Annotated in this window: 17 protein-coding genes; 4 read left to right on the top strand and 13 right to left on the bottom strand. The window is 75.1% G+C overall.

Annotated elements, in window-relative coordinates; genetic code table 11:
* Nucleotides 1-64 precede the first annotated feature (64 nt).
* Genes ACR80Q_RS06085 through ACR80Q_RS06075 form a run of 3 tightly spaced genes read right to left on the bottom strand, consistent with a single transcriptional unit; the run spans nt 65 to nt 2,605 of the window.
* Nucleotides 65-730 (bottom strand): hypothetical protein, encoded by a 666-nt coding sequence (locus tag ACR80Q_RS06085; RefSeq protein WP_435376684.1) that lies wholly within the window; start codon nt 728-730, stop codon nt 65-67.
* A complete protein-coding gene (locus tag ACR80Q_RS06080) occupies nt 727-2,133 on the bottom strand; it encodes a hypothetical protein (RefSeq protein WP_435376683.1) in 1,407 nt (468 codons plus the stop codon). Before ACR80Q_RS06080 ends, ACR80Q_RS06085 begins: the two co-directional genes overlap by 4 nt.
* 46 nt (nt 2,134-2,179) lie before the next feature.
* Nucleotides 2,180-2,605: a hypothetical protein gene (locus ACR80Q_RS06075; protein ID WP_435376682.1), complete on the bottom strand. Its 426-nt coding sequence runs from the start codon at nt 2,603-2,605 to the stop codon at nt 2,180-2,182.
* Between the two features lie 227 nt (nt 2,606-2,832).
* On the opposite strand from ACR80Q_RS06075, the gene ACR80Q_RS06070 reads away from it, so the two are divergent.
* The 4 genes from ACR80Q_RS06070 to ACR80Q_RS06055 all read left to right on the top strand — a co-directional run bounded on the left by ACR80Q_RS06070 (nt 2,833) and on the right by ACR80Q_RS06055 (nt 4,871).
* The gene (locus ACR80Q_RS06070; protein ID WP_435376681.1) at nt 2,833-3,327 is read left to right on the top strand and encodes a DUF3145 domain-containing protein; all 495 of its coding nucleotides are present in this window, start codon (nt 2,833-2,835) and stop codon (nt 3,325-3,327) included.
* Nucleotides 3,328-3,370: 43 nt separating this feature from the next.
* Nucleotides 3,371-3,997: a hypothetical protein gene (locus ACR80Q_RS06065; RefSeq protein ID WP_435376680.1), complete on the top strand. Its 627-nt coding sequence runs from the start codon at nt 3,371-3,373 to the stop codon at nt 3,995-3,997.
* A 110-nt stretch (nt 3,998-4,107) separates the two neighbouring features.
* On the top strand, nt 4,108-4,236 hold the full coding sequence (locus ACR80Q_RS06060; protein WP_435376679.1) for a hypothetical protein: 129 nt from the start codon (nt 4,108-4,110) through the stop codon (nt 4,234-4,236).
* A 104-nt stretch (nt 4,237-4,340) separates the two neighbouring features.
* Nucleotides 4,341-4,871, top strand: a complete 531-nt coding sequence (locus ACR80Q_RS06055) for a YbaK/EbsC family protein (protein ID WP_435376678.1) — start codon at nt 4,341-4,343, stop codon at nt 4,869-4,871.
* Between the two features lie 22 nt (nt 4,872-4,893).
* Here the strand turns inward: ACR80Q_RS06055 and ACR80Q_RS06050 are convergent, their stop codons facing one another.
* From ACR80Q_RS06050 to ACR80Q_RS06005, 10 genes are all read right to left on the bottom strand, one after another.
* Complete coding sequence (locus ACR80Q_RS06050) at nt 4,894-6,126, bottom strand: ABC transporter permease (protein ID WP_435376677.1); 1,233 nt, start codon at nt 6,124-6,126, stop codon at nt 4,894-4,896.
* Nucleotides 6,123-7,016 (bottom strand): ABC transporter ATP-binding protein, encoded by an 894-nt coding sequence (locus ACR80Q_RS06045; protein ID WP_435376676.1) that lies wholly within the window; start codon nt 7,014-7,016, stop codon nt 6,123-6,125. The genes ACR80Q_RS06050 and ACR80Q_RS06045 overlap by 4 nt, the downstream gene beginning before the upstream one ends.
* 60 nt (nt 7,017-7,076) lie before the next feature.
* The gene (locus ACR80Q_RS06040) at nt 7,077-7,745 is read right to left on the bottom strand and encodes a response regulator (protein ID WP_435376675.1); all 669 of its coding nucleotides are present in this window, start codon (nt 7,743-7,745) and stop codon (nt 7,077-7,079) included.
* On the bottom strand, nt 7,742-9,025 hold the full coding sequence (locus ACR80Q_RS06035) for a sensor histidine kinase (protein ID WP_435376674.1): 1,284 nt from the start codon (nt 9,023-9,025) through the stop codon (nt 7,742-7,744). Before ACR80Q_RS06035 ends, ACR80Q_RS06040 begins: the two co-directional genes overlap by 4 nt.
* Nucleotides 9,026-9,091: 66 nt before the next feature.
* A complete protein-coding gene (locus ACR80Q_RS06030; RefSeq protein ID WP_435376673.1) occupies nt 9,092-9,688 on the bottom strand; it encodes a GNAT family N-acetyltransferase in 597 nt (198 codons plus the stop codon).
* On the bottom strand, nt 9,685-11,100 hold the full coding sequence (locus tag ACR80Q_RS06025) for a carboxyl transferase domain-containing protein (RefSeq protein ID WP_435376672.1): 1,416 nt from the start codon (nt 11,098-11,100) through the stop codon (nt 9,685-9,687). Before ACR80Q_RS06025 ends, ACR80Q_RS06030 begins: the two co-directional genes overlap by 4 nt.
* The gene (fabF, locus tag ACR80Q_RS06020) at nt 11,097-12,344 is read right to left on the bottom strand and encodes a beta-ketoacyl-ACP synthase II (protein WP_435376671.1); all 1,248 of its coding nucleotides are present in this window, start codon (nt 12,342-12,344) and stop codon (nt 11,097-11,099) included. Before fabF ends, ACR80Q_RS06025 begins: the two co-directional genes overlap by 4 nt.
* Before the next feature lie 144 nt (nt 12,345-12,488).
* Complete coding sequence (locus ACR80Q_RS06015) at nt 12,489-12,734, bottom strand: acyl carrier protein (RefSeq protein WP_435376669.1); 246 nt, start codon at nt 12,732-12,734, stop codon at nt 12,489-12,491.
* A gap of 72 nt (nt 12,735-12,806) precedes the next feature.
* Entirely contained in the window at nt 12,807-13,823 is a 1,017-nt protein-coding gene (locus ACR80Q_RS06010; protein WP_435376668.1) for a beta-ketoacyl-ACP synthase III, read from the bottom strand.
* The gene (locus ACR80Q_RS06005; RefSeq protein WP_435376667.1) at nt 13,820-15,019 is read right to left on the bottom strand and encodes an ACP S-malonyltransferase; all 1,200 of its coding nucleotides are present in this window, start codon (nt 15,017-15,019) and stop codon (nt 13,820-13,822) included. Before ACR80Q_RS06005 ends, ACR80Q_RS06010 begins: the two co-directional genes overlap by 4 nt.
* Nucleotides 15,020-15,046 lie beyond the last annotated feature (27 nt).

The raw sequence follows: 15,046 nt of genomic DNA, 5'->3' as shown, positions 1-15,046 counted from the left end.
CGAGAGGCGCTTCCGGCCCGGCACCCACCTACCGGCCACGCACCACCTGCCGTCCCGCCGGCGGCTAGTCCAGCGAGTGACGACGCCAGCGGCGGGCGCAGGCCTCCAGGTCCTCCGCGGTCTGCACCAGGGCCGACGCCGACCGGGTCAGCCGGGCCGCGTCCAGCTCCGCGTCGAGGCGGTCGATCTCGTCGACCGGGGCCTCGACCAGCTCCGAGGTACCGGCCCGGTCGGCCAGCACGGCCCGTCCCACCGAGCAGACGCGGGCGAACGCCGCCGCTCGCTCGAAGGTGACGTCGAGCTCGCTGTCCCCGACGCCGCGCAGCACCGCGTCGACCATGGCCGACACCTCGTCGGGGCCGGGCGGCTGCGCCACCCCGGCCACGACCTCGGCCACGGGCAGCCGGGTGCGGCCGGCGTCGAACTCCCGCGCCGCCTGCGACGGGGCCCGGCGGACCCCGGCCCGCAGCGCGACCAGTCGCCACAGCGCCCCGGGCAGGCTGACCGCGGACGCCACCGACCACAGCCGGGCGGCCGCGTCCAGGCCCTCGTCGGTGTCGACGGCCGCCACCATCCGCTCGCCCGCCGCTGGGTCGGACCCGTCCCGCAGCCGTGCCACGACGGCCTGGGCGCTCATGTGGGCCGCCTCCAGCCGCTCCGCCGGGTCGCGGTCGGGCATCGAGTTCGCCGCGGCCAGCGACAGCGACGCCGGTCGGCGGTGCTGGCTCACGAGGACTCCACCCGGCTCCGACCGCCCAGCAGCTGCCAGGCGGCCGCGGCGACCACGTCGGCGGCCTGCGCCAGACGCGTGCGGCCGTCGGGTGCGTGGGCGCTGGGGCTCAGGTAGCCGTGCTCGCCGACGTGGGTCGCCCAGTCGTGACGGCGGACCACCACGGTGCCCTCGCGCCGGGCCCGCTGCCAGGCGCCCACGCCCAAGGCCGTCCACCGCGACGGGAACAGCAGCACCGGCAGCAGCTCGGCGGGGTCGGCCCAGGACACGACGGCGTGGACGCGACGCACCCCGCTGAGGTCGGCGGACCCGTCGGCGAAGGAGCCGAACGTCACCACGTCGACCGGTGCGCCCCCGAGCGACCGGGCCACCTCCGAGGCCACCCGCAGCCCGGTCTGGGCGCCGCCGCTCAGACCCACCAGCACCACGGGGGTCCCGCTGCCGCTGCGGTACCCCGCCGCGAGCAGGTGCGCCGCGACCTGCCGGGTGTGCTCCTGGGCCAGGCGGTCGCGGTAGCGCGGGTCGAGGGCGACGACGGCCTCCCAGACACCGCGGGCGACGGTCCACCCCGGCGAGGCCCGGTGCAGGCTGCGCCACAGCCGGCCCGTCACCGGACGCAGCCAGGCCGGCTCCTGCGTGACGTCGTTGGGCATGAGCGACAGCACCACGGTCCACCGGGGCAGCCGCTCCGCCACCGCGGCGGCGAAGCGACGCCCCACCGGGGTCGTCCGCCGTTCGCAGCGGCCCACGCCGTCCAGGTAGACGACGAAGCCGTCGGGGCCGTCCTCGGTGTCGCCGACGTCGGGGCCGACCAGGTTGAGGCGGCTGGCGGGCGGGGCGGCGGGCGGTCGGGGCGGTGCCGGCACGGTCGCGTCCAGCAGCCGTTCGACCCCGCTGCTGATCAGGCCGTGGACGAGGCCGAACGCGACGACCCCGACGCCGGCACGCAGCGCCGCCTGCGCCGGGTCGGCGGTGCCGGCGCGCGCGGAGCGCCAGGCGGTGGCCGCCTCGACGTAGGCACCTGCCCCGATGCCGACCAGCGGCAGCGGGACGACGGCCGCGGCGGCGGCCGGGGCGAGCGCGCTCGCGGCCCGGGCGGCGGGCAGCCGCGTCACGGCTGCCATCACGGTGCCCGCCGTCGCGGTGGCGAGCAGGCCGCCCGCGACCGACCCCCCGACGGCGAGCGCGGCCCGGGCCGGGTCGTCGGCGGGGGAGCGGAAGGGCATGCCCGTGCGACGCAGCACCTGCTGCCAATCCACGGACCCGAGCCCGTAGGCCAGCAGGGGCAGCAGCAGCGGGAGGCCGCGGCCGCGAGGCCCCCCGGCCCGGTGGGACCGGGTCGACCGGTCGTCCCGGGTCGGGTGGTGGGGCCGGACAGGGTGGGGCAGGGCTGGGTCGGGCATCGGGCACCTCCGCTCGGGCGTCCGAGCGAGTATCGCCCCAGTCGGGTCAGAACCGGAAAGGCTTGGGCGGCGCGTTGAGGGCGGCTCGGGGGCACTCGGCCAGGGTGAGGCCGCCGTAGCCCAGGGCCTCGTCGCTCAGCAGCTCGACCGACCAGCCGTTGCTCTGGCCGAACTTGGTGATGGTCACCCGGTACAGGGTGATCTCGTACTTGGTGGGCGTCCCGTACGCGACCTGGATGTTGCCGATGAGCTCGGCCCCGGTCGAGGTGGGCGTCCCGTTCCAGGGCCGGTCGTAGCGCGACCACATCGTGGTGGTCGAGTGCCAGACCCCACCGCTGGACACGTCACCCAGGCTCAGCTCGACCAGGATCGCCCGCGCCGCACCCTCCGGGACGATGGCCGCCGGGCGGATCACCTCGGTGATGACGCCCTCGTCGTACGCCTGTGCCGCGAGCAGGTCGACGCCGTCCATGCCTGTGCCTCCGTCTTCGTCCGGGACGTAGGGGTCCTCCCGGTCGAGACGGTGATCGGCAGGTCGGGGCCCGGACTTGACCCCGTCGCCCTGATGGCCGCAGCGACCCGCCGTCCGGGCGGGGGACTGGCCCTGCGCGCCGGGGTACGCCATGCTGTCCCGGCAAGGTCCGCTGCTCCGCTCGAGGCCGTTGGGGAAGACGACCCTCGGATGTGGAGGAGAAGACCATGGCTGTCGTCACCCGCGGTGTGCTGTACGTGCACTCCGCCGCACGCGCTCTGTGCCCGCACGTCGAATGGGCCGCCGGGCGTGCCCTCGGCGTGCGCGTCGACCTGCAGTGGACCCCGCAGCCGTTGGGACCCGGCATGTTCCGCACCGACCTGTCCTGGCAGGGCGAGCAGGGGACGGGCGCCCGTCTCGCGAGCGCGCTGCGCGGCTGGGCCGACCTGCGCTACGAGGTCACCGAGGAGCCGAGCCGAGGCAGCGACGGGGCGCGGTTCAGCCACGTCCCGGACCTGGGCCTGTTCCACGCCGTCATCGACGTGCACGGCAACACGGTCGTCCCCGAGGACCGGGTCCGGGCGGCCCTGGCCGAGGTGGACCCCGTCGAGGTCCGGCACCGGCTGTCGCTGGCGCTGGGCGAGGCCTGGGACCGTGAGCTCGAGCCGTTCCGCCACGCCGGTGACGACGCGCAGGTGCGCTGGCTGCACCGGGTGGGCTGAGCGCGGTCCGGGCGTCGGCCGGTCGCTCGGGCAGGATCGGCCGGTGCAGCTGAGCGGGGACGACGCCCCGACGGTCTGCGAGCAGTGCCATGCCGACGCGTGGGTCCGGCGGCGGTCGTCGTGGCCCGCCGGCCTGCTGCGGTGGCTGGGCAGCGGCGGGCCGTGGCGCCCGACCCGGACCGTCTGCCGGGTCTGCGGAGCCTCGAACCACACGGGGGCCTCCTGGTCCCTGGTGCTGACCGGGCGGGCACCCAGCCGGTGGACCCTGCCCCTGCGTCTGGTCCGGTCGGTGGTCCTCACGCTCCAGGGTCACCGGCAGGTGGAACCGGTGCCGTGGATCTACCTCGCCTCCGGCCTGCTGGGCGCGGCCGCCGCCACGGTGCTCGGTCGGTCCCGTCGGCGTCTGCCGGCGGTGGCGGTCGGCGCTGCCGGTGGCGCCCTGCTCTGCTGGTGCGGCTACGCGGCGACGGCCAGGAGCGCACCCGGACTGGCCGACGAGCTCGTCAGCGCCGGGCTGCAGGAGGTGTCGCCCGAGCGGGCAGGAGCCCGTCGGCGGGCCCGTGACGTGGCCCTCGCCCGGACGGCGCCCTTCCCGGTCTACGGCCCGGTCGACGATGACCTGGTCGACCGGGCCGTCGGGGTGGCGACGAGGACGACGAGGACAGCCTGACCGACGCCCTTCGTCAGCGCGTCCTGGATGACGACCCCACCGCGCCCGGGTCGCCACCGTGGGAGGACGCGCAGCTGGTCGTCGAGGGACGCACCGTCCCGGCACGCCGGTTGCAGCAGGGCCGCTTCTGGAGCGCGCTCGCCCGGGTCGGTGAGGTCCGGCTCGTCGTCCAGGCCCACGACCTCCCCGTGGGCCTGGCGTTGGACCGGGTGACCGACCTGGCCGAGCGGTACCCCTGAGCCGCGCGGTCCTGCTGGGCCGCCGACAGGTCCAGGAGGGATCAGCGGCGCTGCGGCGCGGGACGGACGCACAGCGGGCCGACACGACCCCCTAACCTTCCGACATGCTCGGGAGCCTCGCCACCACCCCCGCCGCCGACCGCCCGGACCTGCTCGCGTCGACGGTGGCCGCCGCCCTCTGGTCGCTGCCGCGCGAGGAGGTCCTGGTCGCGGAGATCGACGCCTACCTGGCCGACACCGCGGCCTTCTGCGAGGCGTACGGGGTCACCCTCGAGCAGTCCGCCAACTGCGTGGTCGTAGCCGGTCGTCGCGGCGACGTGACGACCCTGGCCGCGTGCGTCGTGCTGGCCACCACGCGCTGCGACGTCAACGGCGTGGTCCGCAAGCGCCTGGACGCCCGCAAGGCGTCGTTCGCGCCGATGGACGTGGCCACCGAGGCGACCGGGATGGCCTACGGCGGCATCACGCCCGTCGGCCTTCCCGCGGACTGGCCGATGCTGCTGGTGGACGACGCCGTGGTGCAGCAGGCCTGGGTCGTGATCGGGTCAGGGGTCCGGCACTCCAAGCTCCTGCTGCCCGGTGCCCTGCTCGCGCAGCTGCCCGGCGCGGAGGTCGTGGAGGGCCTCGCCCGCTGACCGGTCGCCCCCCGACCCGCACTCACTCGGTCGAGGCGAAGGCCTCCCGCAGGCCCTTGGTGGTGCGGGTGCGCAGCAGCGACGTGCGGTAGAGCCGCTCCGCCAGCACGACGAGCACCGCCGCCGTCACCGCGACGGACCCCAGGGCCAGCAGGCCCTCCCACCAGCTCGCGTCGCCGGCGACCAGCCGCTGCGGCATGACCACCGGCGCGGTGAACGGCACGAAGGACAGGACGTCGCGCAACGTCCCGGGCTGCACGGCGACCGCGGCGAAGAACGGCAGCATCACGAGCATCTGGACCGGCAGCGTGGTCGACCCCAGGTCCTCGACCCTCGCCGCCATCGCCCCCGTGGCGGCCCAGACGCAGGCGAGCATCGCGAAGCCGAGCAGGAAGAACGCCACGAACCAGCCGGTGCTCCCGGCGAGCAGGGGCAGCAGGTCGCCCTGCCCGACCACGGAGGCGGCCAGGAACGCGGCGGCCAGCAGCAGGACCAGCTGCCCGACCGCCAGGACGACGTTGCCCAGGACCTTGCCCACCAGCAGCGCCCGGACCGGCACCATGGCGACCAGCAGCTCCACGACCCGGTTCTGCTTCTCCTCGGTGACGCTCTGCGCGATCGTGAGGCCGTACGTCAGGGCGGTGAAGAAGAACAGCACCGCGAACCCCACGCCGAGGAGCTGCGCCTGCACGGCCTGGTCCGCCTCGGGGTCCAGGAACCGCTCGGCCACCTCGGGCGGGGTCAGCAGGGCGGCCACCTCCGCCTGCGTCACGCCGGCCTCGACCAGCCGCGCGCTCCCGACCGTGGTGGACACCGTGGCCGCGACGGCACGCCGCAGACCGGCGGGCACCTCGTTCTCGACCACCAGCTCGAACTGCGCGCGGGCACCGCTGCCGGTGCTCAGCAGTGCCGCGTCGGCCTCCCCGCCGGTGACAAGGGCCTCGGCCGTCGCCGCGTCCGGTGCCACGACGGGGGTGACGGTGACGTCCTCCGCGGCCGCGGGACCGTCGGGCTGCTCCAGCACCGTGCCGACGGCGTCGGCCCCGTCCCCGACCACGGCGAGGTCGTAGTCGTCGCTGCCGCCGGACAGCAGCGCGGGGGCCACGAAGGCGGCCACGATGATGAGCAGCGTCACCGCGGTCGAGATCAGGAAGCCCTTGTCGCGCAGCTTGACGAAGACCTCGCGGCCGGCGACGAGTCGGACGGCCTCGGCGAAGGGGACGCCGCCGTGGCCACGGTGGGTCGTGGTGCTCATCGGACCACCTCCCGGTAGACGTCGGCCAGCACGGGGACGTCCGGGGTGAACTCACGCACCGGGCCCCGCTGCAGCAGGGCGGCGAGCAGCTGCTGCCCGTCGTCCCCGTCGTCCCCGTCGTCGACACGGACCAGGGCCCGTGGCCCGTCGAGGTCGAGGACCTCCAGGCCGCGCAGGTCGCGCAACCAGCCGGCGTCCACGTCGACCCTCACCCGGTACCGGCCGGTGCCGGCCCGGCGGCGCAGGTCCGCCGCGGTGCCGGCCGCGACGACGCGGCCGCCGTCGATGATGACCAGGTCGTCGCACAGCCGCTCCACCAGGTCCAGCTGGTGGCTGGAGAACAGGACCGGCGCCCCCGCCCGGCAGCGTTCCCTCAGCACGACCGCCAGGGTGTCCACCGCGACCGGGTCCAGACCGCTGAACGGCTCGTCCAGGACGAGCAGGACGGGGTCGTGCAGCAGGGCCGCGGCGATCTGGACCCTCTGCTGGTTGCCCAGCGACAGCGAGTCCAGCGTGGCGTCCACCCGGTCACCGAGGCCGAGCCGCTCCAGCATGGCCTCCGCCCGGGGGCCGGCGACCGAGCGCTCCAGGCCGTGGAGCCGAGCCAGGAACACGAGCTGGTCCCGCAGCCGCATCTTCGGGTACAGCCCACGCTCCTCGGGCATGTAGCCGAAGGCGGCCCGCTGCTCCAGGGTGATCGGGGCGCCCTGCCACGTGACGGAGCCGGAGTCCGCCCTCGCGACCCCGAACACGATCCGCATGGTCGTGGTCTTCCCGGCGCCGTTGGCCCCGACGAACCCGGTCATCCGCCCCGGTGTCACGTCGAAGCTCACGCCGTCCAGGGCCGTGACGGCCCCGAACCTCTTGGTGACGTCCTTCAGGCTCAGCATGACGCGACCCTAGGCACCGGTCGGCGCCGCCCGCGTCCGTCCCGGGGCGGAACCGCCGCCTCATCCTCCCGGGGGAGCGACCGCCCCGGGCTGCACGACCCCCGTCTCGTAGGCGTGCACCACCAGCTGGACCCGGTCGCGCAGGCCGAGCTTGGCCAGCAGCCGCGACACGTGCGTCTTGACGGTGGCCTCGCCGAGCACCAGACGTCCGGCCACCTCCGCGTTGGACCATCCCCGGGCCACCAGCGCCAGCACCTCCCGCTCGCGGTCGGTCAGCCCCTCCTGCAGGTCCCGGCGGGCGGCGCGGCCCGGCCGGGAGGCGAAGGAGGCGATCACCCGCGCCGTGACCGCCGGGGCCAGCAGGGCCTTCCCTCCGGCGACGACGCGAACGGCGGCGACGAGGTCCTCCGGCGACGCGTTCTTCAGGAGGAACCCGCTCGCGCCGGCCTCGAGGGCGGCGAAGAGGTAGTCGTCGCGGTCGAACGTGGTGAGGACGATGACGCGGGCCTGGAAGCGGGACACGACCTGCCGGGTCGCCGTCAGCCCGTCGGTGCCGGGCATCTGCACGTCCATCAGGACGACGTCCGGGGCCAGCCGGGCGACCGCCTCCACGGCTGCGGCCCCGTCCGAGGCCTCCCCGACCACCTCGAGGTCGTCCTCCGTGCCGAGGATCATCCGGAAGCCGCTGCGCACGAGCTCCTGGTCGTCCACCAGCAGCACGCGGATCACGAGCGCAGCCCCGACACCACGGCCTCGACGGCGTCCTGCTCCACCGGGAACCGGGCCCGGACCCGGTACCCGCCCTCCAGCCGGGGGCCGACCTCCAGCTCGCCGTCGTGGACCACGGTCCGCTCCTGCATCCCCACCAGGCCCAGCCCGACCCCACCGTCGCGGCCCTTCGTGGCCCCGACCCCGTCGTCCACGACCTCGACCTCCACGGCGTCGTCCAGCCACCGGAGCCGGACGTCGACCCGCCGGGCCCCCGCATGCCGGACCGTGTTGGTCAGGGCCTCCTGCACGATCCGGTACAGCGTCACCGACAGCGCCGGCGGCAGCGGACGGGCCGTGCCGACCTCGGCGTAGTCGGCCCGCAGCTGCGTCCCAGCGGCCCCCGCGACCAGCTCGGGGAGCCGGTCCGTGCCCGGGGCCGGGGCGAGGTCGTGCTCCTCGGGGACGTCCTCGCGCAGGACCCCGAGCAGTCGGCGCATCTCGTCGGTGGCCTGACGGGCGCTGGCCTCGACGCGGCTGATGGCGGCCTGGGCGTCGTCGGGGCGGGTGGCCATGACCCGACGGGCGGCCCCGGCCTGGACCCCCATCACGCTCACGTGGTGGGCGACGACGTCGTGCAGCTCCCGGGCGATGCGCACCCGCTCCTGCACCACGGCGCGTCGCGTGTTCTCCGCCCGCTGCTCGTGCAGCTGGCGGTTGCGCAGCTCCAGCTCCGCGAGCGTCCTGGCCTGCTGCCAGGCCCGGTCGCCGACCACCCAGCCGGCCGCGAAGTAGGCCAGGTTCATGACCGTGACCAGCAGCACCACCGCGGTCACCGGCGGCAGCACGCCGTCCCCGTCCCCGCCCTGCGTCGTCTCCTGCCACGCGGTGGTGCTCAGCGAGATCCCCAGCCAGGAGAACATGGCCACCACGACGACGAGGCGTACGGCGGTGGCCGCCCGACGGTCACGGGCCCACGCGCCTGCGGTGTACAGCGCCAGGTAGAGGCAGACGGACGTCACCAGGGGGTCGAAGACCAGCCGGGCCTGGTGCCCGATGAACGCGGCGGCCACCAGCACGAGCACCGCGACGGGGAAGCGGCGGCGGACGCACAGCGGCAGCGCGACGGCCAGGGCCCACACGGCGCGTTCCCAGGCGCCCGGCGCGTCTTCGAACACGTCGCCCACGCTGCGGGCCAGCTCCATGCTGACCACCGCCGTGACGGCCAGCAGCAGGCCGAGGACCACGTCCAGGCGCCGCTCGCGGGGGCCCGGTCCCTCTCGCTCCCACTCCGCATCCACCCGCGGCAGCGTAGGGGTGCCCCGACCGGTGCTGCTCCGGGCGGGTGCCGCCTCCCGCGCGGTTCCTCAGGCCTGCGAGGCCAGCCAGCGCTCCCGCGGCAACCGGTAGAGCACGTGCGGGCGGACCGGGTGGGCGACCGGGACGGCGGGGTGGTCGAAGTCGCCCTCGGGCTCGCGGATGAGCCCGATGCGCTCCATGACCCGCCAGGACCGCTCGTTGCCGACCGCGGTGAACGACACGATCTCGCTCAGCCCGGTCTCGGTGAACCCGAACCGGAGCGACTCCAGGGCGGCCTCGGTGGCGAAGCCGTGGCCCCAGTGCGCCCGGGCCAGGCGCCAGCCGACCTCGACGGCCGGGGTGAAGGGTGCCTCGAACTCGGCCGGCCACAGGCCCGTGTAACCGATGAAGGTGCCGGTGTCGAGGCGCTCCAGCGCCCACGGCCCCCAGCCGCGCTCGGCCCAGCAGCGTGCGACCTTGTCGATGAACGCGTCGGAGCGCTCCCGGCCGTAGGTGGACACGAAGTGCTCCATCACGACCGGGTCGGCGTTGAGGGCCGCGAACGGCTCCCGGTCGGCGTCGGTGAAGCCGCGCAGCAGCAGCCGGGCGGTCCGCCGGGCGGGAACCACCCCGTCCGGCGCGTGACCGGAGGGGGTGGTGCTCACAACGGGATGTTGCCGTGCAGGCCGCGCGTCGCGGGGGCGGCGGCCACGGCGCGGGCCAGGGCCGAACGGGTCTGCGCGGTCGCGATGACCTCGTCGACCACGCCGATCTCCATGGCACGGGGGATGCCCCCGGCCAGGCGCTCGTGCTCCGCCGCCAGCTCGGCCTCGACCTGCGCCTTGGCGTCCTCGGGCACCTCGGCCAGACGACGTCGGTGCAGGATGCGGACCGCGGCCACGGCCCCCATCACGGCGACCTCGCCGCTGGGCCAGGCCAGCACCCGGGTCGCGCCGAGCGAGCGGGAGTTCATGGCGATGTAGGCGCCGCCGTAGGCCTTGCGGATGACCAGCGTCACGCGGGGGACGGTCGCCTCGGCGAAGGCGTGCAGCAGCTTCGCGCCCCGACGCACCACCCCGTCCCACTCCTGCCCGACGCCCGGCAGGTAGCCGGGGACGTCGACCAGCACCAGCAGCGGGATGCCGAACGCGTCGCACATCCTCACGAACCGGGCGGCCTTCTCCGCCGAGCTGGAGTCCAGGCAGCCGCCCAGGCGCATCGGGTTGTTGGCCACGACGCCCACCGTGCCGCCGCCGACGCGGCCCAGCGTGGTGATGACGTTGGGGGCCCAGCGGGCGTGCAGCTCGAGCTGCTCGTGGTCGTCGTCGAGCAGGTCGGCGACGATCGGGTGCATGTCGTAGGCGCGCTTGGGGTTCATCGGCAGGTGCCGGCCCAGGTCGCGGTCCGCGACGGCGGCCGGGTCGACCGCACCCGGACGGCCGAGGAGGGTGACCAGCTCGCGGCCGCGCAGGTAGGCGTCCTCGGTGGTCTCGGTCGTCACGTGGACCACGCCGGAGCGGCGCCCGTGCGGCTCGGGCCCCCCCAGGCGGAGCGCGTCGACCTTCTCGCCGGTGACGCTGCGGACCACGTCGGGGCCGGTGACGAACACCCGCCCGTCCGGGCCGAGCACGACGACGTCGGTCAGCGCCGGTCCGTAGGCCGCCCCACCCGCCGCGGCGCCGATGACCACGCTGATCTGCGGGATCTTCCCCGACGCGCGCGTCATGATCGCGAACACCTCGCCGACGGCGTGCAGGCTGACGACGCCCTCGGCCAGCCGGGCGCCGCCGGAGTGCCAGAGCCCCACGACGGGGACCTGGTCGGCCAGGGCGCGCTCGTAGGCGACGAGGACGACCTTGCAGCCGGCCTCGCCCATGGCGCCGCCCATCTTGCGGGCGTCGGACACGAAGACCACCGCGGGCGTGCCGTCCACGCGGACCGTGGCCGCGATCATGCCGGAGTCGTCGGGCTCGGTGAGCAACTCGACGCTGCCGGGGTCGGCGAACGACTCCAGCCGCAGCATCGGGTCACGGGGGTCGACCTCGACGACGAGGTCACCGGTGCTGGTGGCCGTCATGAGGCGCTCCGGAACGTCAGGGCCACGTTGTGGCCGCCGAAGCCGAAGGAGTTGTTGAGCGCCACCACGGGACGTGTCCCGTCGCCGATGGGGGTGGCCGTCTCCCGGACCACCTGGAGGTCGACGTCGGGGTCGATCTCGGTGATGTTGATGGTGGGCGGGGCGAGGCGGTCGCGGACGGCGCAGATCGCGAAGACGGCCTCCACGGCCCCGGCCGCGCCGAGCAGGTGCCCGGTCATCGACTTGGTCGCCGAGACCAGGATGTCGTCGGCGGCCGCGCCGAGGGCCCGCCGGATCGCCTTGGCCTCGGCCTTGTCGCCCACCGGGGTCGACGTGGCGTGGGCGTTGATGTGGTCGATGTCCGACGGCGACAGGCCGGACACCTGCAACGCCTGCTCGATCGCGCGGGCGGCGCCCATGCCCTCGGGCTCGGGTGCGGCGATGTGGTGGGCGTCGGAGCTCATGCCGGCCCCCAGCACCTCGGCGTGGATCCGGGCGCCGCGCGCCTTGGCGTGCGCCTCGGACTCCAGGACGACGACACCGGCGCCCTCGCCGAGGACGAAGCCGTCGCGGCCGACGTCGTAGGGCCGTGACGCGGTGGTGGGGTCGTCGTTGCGGGTCGACAGGGCCTGCATGGCGGCGAACGCGGCCACGGGCAGCGGGTGGACGACGGCCTCGGTGCCGCCGGCGACGACGATGTCGGCGCGGCCCAGGCGGATCATGTCGATGGCCATCGCGATGGCCTCGGCCCCGGACGCGCACGCGCTCACCGGGGTGTGGGCGCCGGCGCGGGCGCCGACCTCGAGGCTGACGGTGGCGGCGGGGGCGTTCGGCATCAGCATGGGGATCGAGAGCGGGAACACCTTGCGAGGGCCGCTGGCCTTCATGGCGTCCCAGTTGTCGAGCAGGGTCCACAGGCCACCGATACCGCTGGCCAGGCACACGCCGAGGCGGGTCGGCTCGGGCTCGGGGGAGCCGGCGTCGGCCCACGCGTCCCGGGCGGCGATGAGGGCGTACTGCGAGCTGGGGTCCAGCCGGCGCAGCTGCACCTTGGTCAGGAGGTCGGAGGCGGGGACGGCGAGCTGGGCGCCGAAGCGCACGGGCAGCTCGAAGTCGTCCACCCAGGGTCCGTGCCAGGGCGCGGCGCCGGAGGTGCCCTTCAGGGCGGCCTCCCACGTGGACGCCGCGTCGCCCCCGATGGGCGTCGTGGCGCCGAGGCCGGTGACGACGACGGTGGTGCTCATGGGCTCTCCCGGTTCTCGTGCGGGTGCACCCGCGGGGTAGGGGGTGGCGCTGTCGGCCCGCCCGACGCGGGGTGGCGTCGTCACGGGCCTCGGTGGTGCCGGCAGACGGGCGGGCCGGGCGCCTGGTGGGCGCCCGGCCGCGCCTCAGCCCTGGGCCTGGGCGATGTAGCTGACGGCGTCGCGCACGGTGGCGAGGTTCTTGACGTCCTCGTCGGGGATGCGGATGCCGAACTTCTCCTCGGCGTTGACGACGATCGTCATCATCGACAGCGAGTCGATGTCGAGGTCGTCGGTGAAGGACTTGTCCAGCTCGACGGCGTCGGCCGGCAGACCGGTCTCCTCGTTGACGATGTCGGCCAGACCGCTCAGGATCTCCTGCTCGCTTGCCATGTGGTGCTCCTCTGCTCGTTCGTGGGTGGTGCCGGTCGGGTCTGGCGGGTCGTGCGTTCGGGGCCGGGCCGCCTAGGGCAGCTCGACCACCTGTGCGGCGTAGACGAGGCCTGCGCCGAAACCGATGAGCAGCGCGAGGCCGCCGTGGGGGGCGGTGCCGTCGCGCAGCATCCGCTCCATGGCCAGCGGCACCGAGGCCGCCGACGTGTTGCCCATGTGCTCGATGTCGCGGGCCACGGGGACGTCCTGGGGCAGGCCGAGCTGCTTGACCATCGCGTCGATGATGCGGACGTTGGCCTGGTGGGGGATGAAGGCCGCCAGGTCGCTGCCCTGGACGCCCGCGGCGTCCATGGCCTTCTGCGCGACGGGGGCCATCTGCCACACCGCCCAGCGGAACACGGTCTGCCCCGCCATGCCGAGCGCGGGCCAGTCACCGCTGATGGTGCGACCGTCCTCGCTGCGCATCGACGTCCAGGACGTGGTCTGGGTGATGACGTCGGCCTGGGCGCCGTCGCTGCCCCACATCGTCGGGCCGATGCCCGGGTGGTCGGACGGGCCGACGACGACCGCGCCGGCGCCGTCGCCGAACAGGAACGCCGTGCCGCGGTCGTGCTTGTCGGTGAAGTCGGAGAGCTTCTCGACCCCGACGACGAGGACGTGGCGGGCGCTGCCGGCGCGGACCATGTCCGAGGCCAGGCCGACGCCGTGGCAGAACCCGGCGCAGGCGGCGGACAGGTCGAACGCGGCGGCGGGGGTGGCGCCGATCCGCTCGGCCAGCACCGCGGCGGCCGAGGGTGTCTGCAGGTACCAGGTGACGGTGGACACGATCACGGCGTCCACCTGGGAAGCGGTGATGCCGGCCATCGCGAGGGCGTCCCGGCAGGCGGGCTCCGCCATGTCCACGACGGTCGCCTCGGGCGCGGCGAAACGCCGGGTGACGATGCCGCTGCGCTCCCGGATCCACTGGTCGGAGGAGTCGATCCAGGTGCAGACCTCCTCGTTGGTCACGACACGGTCGGGGCGCATCGCCCCCACCCCCATGACCCGGGTGTGCGCGGCCCCGGTGGACTGGGTGAGCGTCGCCGTCATCTGCTCACCCTCGAGGCCTGCGGGCTCGCCGGGTGGAGCCGGACCAGCGGCATGCCGGGGGAGACGGGGTCGCCGTCGTGCACGATCCACTCCACCACGGTGCCGCCGTGGGGGGCGGTGACGTCGTAGGAGTCGCGCAGCCCCTCGACGCGGGCCACGACGCTGCCGGGCTCCACGGCGGAGCCCTCGGGGAACGCGCCGATGCTGACCATGCCCTTGGCCGGCGCCACGACCAGGCGCCACGTCGGGTTGACGGCCATGGAGCTGACCTGGCCGTGCTCGCGGACCAGCGCGCGGGCGGCCGCCAGGTCGTCCGGGGTCTTCAAAGCCACGACGTCGACACCGGGCAGGGCGCGCTTGGCCAGGTTGGCCAACGTGCCCGCGGGCGGGATCTCGACGATGCCGGTGACCCCCAGGTCGCGGAAGGTCTCCATGCACAGGTCCCAGCGGACCGGGCGGGCCACCTGCGACACCAACCGGCCCAGCACCTCACGACCGTCGTGGACCACCGTGCCGTCGGCGTTGGACACCAGGCGGCTGCGGGGGTCGTGGGTGGTGATGGCGCGGGCGTGGCGGGCGAGGACGTCGACGGCCGGCGCCATGTGCTCGGTGTGGAACGCGCCGGCGACCTGCAGCGGGATGACCCGCGCCTTGGCGGGCGGGTCCGCGGTGAGCGCGGCGAGCTGGTCCTTCGTCCCGGCCGCGACGACCTGGCCCCCGCCGTTGCGGTTGGCGGCGGTCAGGCCGTGGCGGGCCAGGACCGCGTCGACCTCGACCGGGTCCCCGCCGACCACGGCACTCATGCCGGTGGGCGTGGCGGCGCTGGCCTTGGCCATGGCGTTGCCGCGCTCCCGGACGAACACCATCGCCTGCTCGGCCGTCATGACCCCGGCGGCCGAGGCCGCGGTGATCTCGCCCACGGAGTGCCCGGCGCCGGCGGCCGTCAGCCGGAACGCGTCGGAGGGGTGGGGGAACAGCTCGAGCAGGGACACCAGGCCGGCCCCGACGATGAGGGGCTGCGCGACGGCGGTGTCACGGATGGTGTCGGCGTCCGACGTGGTGCCGTGCGCGACGAGGTCGACCGCCGCGACCGCCGACAGCCAGGACAGCCGCTCCTCGAACTCCGGCAGCTCGAGCCACGGGGCGAGGAAACCGGGGGACTGTGACCCCTGGCCGGGGCAGACGACGATCAGCACGGGCCTCACGATGTCGCAGACCGGGCC

It is taken from the genome of Aquipuribacter aurantiacus, from assembly GCF_051216895.1.
Lineage (GTDB): Bacteria > Actinomycetota > Actinomycetes > Actinomycetales > JBBAYJ01 > Aquipuribacter.
The sequence above is the reverse complement of the archived record's forward strand: the minus strand, read 5'-3'. Positions and strand labels throughout refer to the sequence as shown.

Coding starts and splice junctions, on each gene's coding strand:
- ACR80Q_RS06080 (WP_435376683.1), bottom strand. CDS start 2,133: ATGCCCGACCCAGCCCTGCCCCACCCTGTCCGGCCCCACCACCCGACC.
- ACR80Q_RS06075 (WP_435376682.1), bottom strand. CDS start 2,605: ATGGACGGCGTCGACCTGCTCGCGGCACAGGCGTACGACGAGGGCGTC.
- ACR80Q_RS06070 (WP_435376681.1), top strand. CDS start 2,833: ATGGCTGTCGTCACCCGCGGTGTGCTGTACGTGCACTCCGCCGCACGC.
- ACR80Q_RS06055 (WP_435376678.1), top strand. CDS start 4,341: ATGCTCGGGAGCCTCGCCACCACCCCCGCCGCCGACCGCCCGGACCTG.
- ACR80Q_RS06050 (WP_435376677.1), bottom strand. CDS start 6,126: ATGAGCACCACGACCCACCGTGGCCACGGCGGCGTCCCCTTCGCCGAG.
- ACR80Q_RS06045 (WP_435376676.1), bottom strand. CDS start 7,016: ATGCTGAGCCTGAAGGACGTCACCAAGAGGTTCGGGGCCGTCACGGCC.
- ACR80Q_RS06025 (WP_435376672.1), bottom strand. CDS start 11,100: ATGACGGCCACCAGCACCGGTGACCTCGTCGTCGAGGTCGACCCCCGT.
- fabF (WP_435376671.1), bottom strand. CDS start 12,344: ATGAGCACCACCGTCGTCGTCACCGGCCTCGGCGCCACGACGCCCATC.
- ACR80Q_RS06015 (WP_435376669.1), bottom strand. CDS start 12,734: ATGGCAAGCGAGCAGGAGATCCTGAGCGGTCTGGCCGACATCGTCAAC.
- ACR80Q_RS06010 (WP_435376668.1), bottom strand. CDS start 13,823: ATGACGGCGACGCTCACCCAGTCCACCGGGGCCGCGCACACCCGGGTC.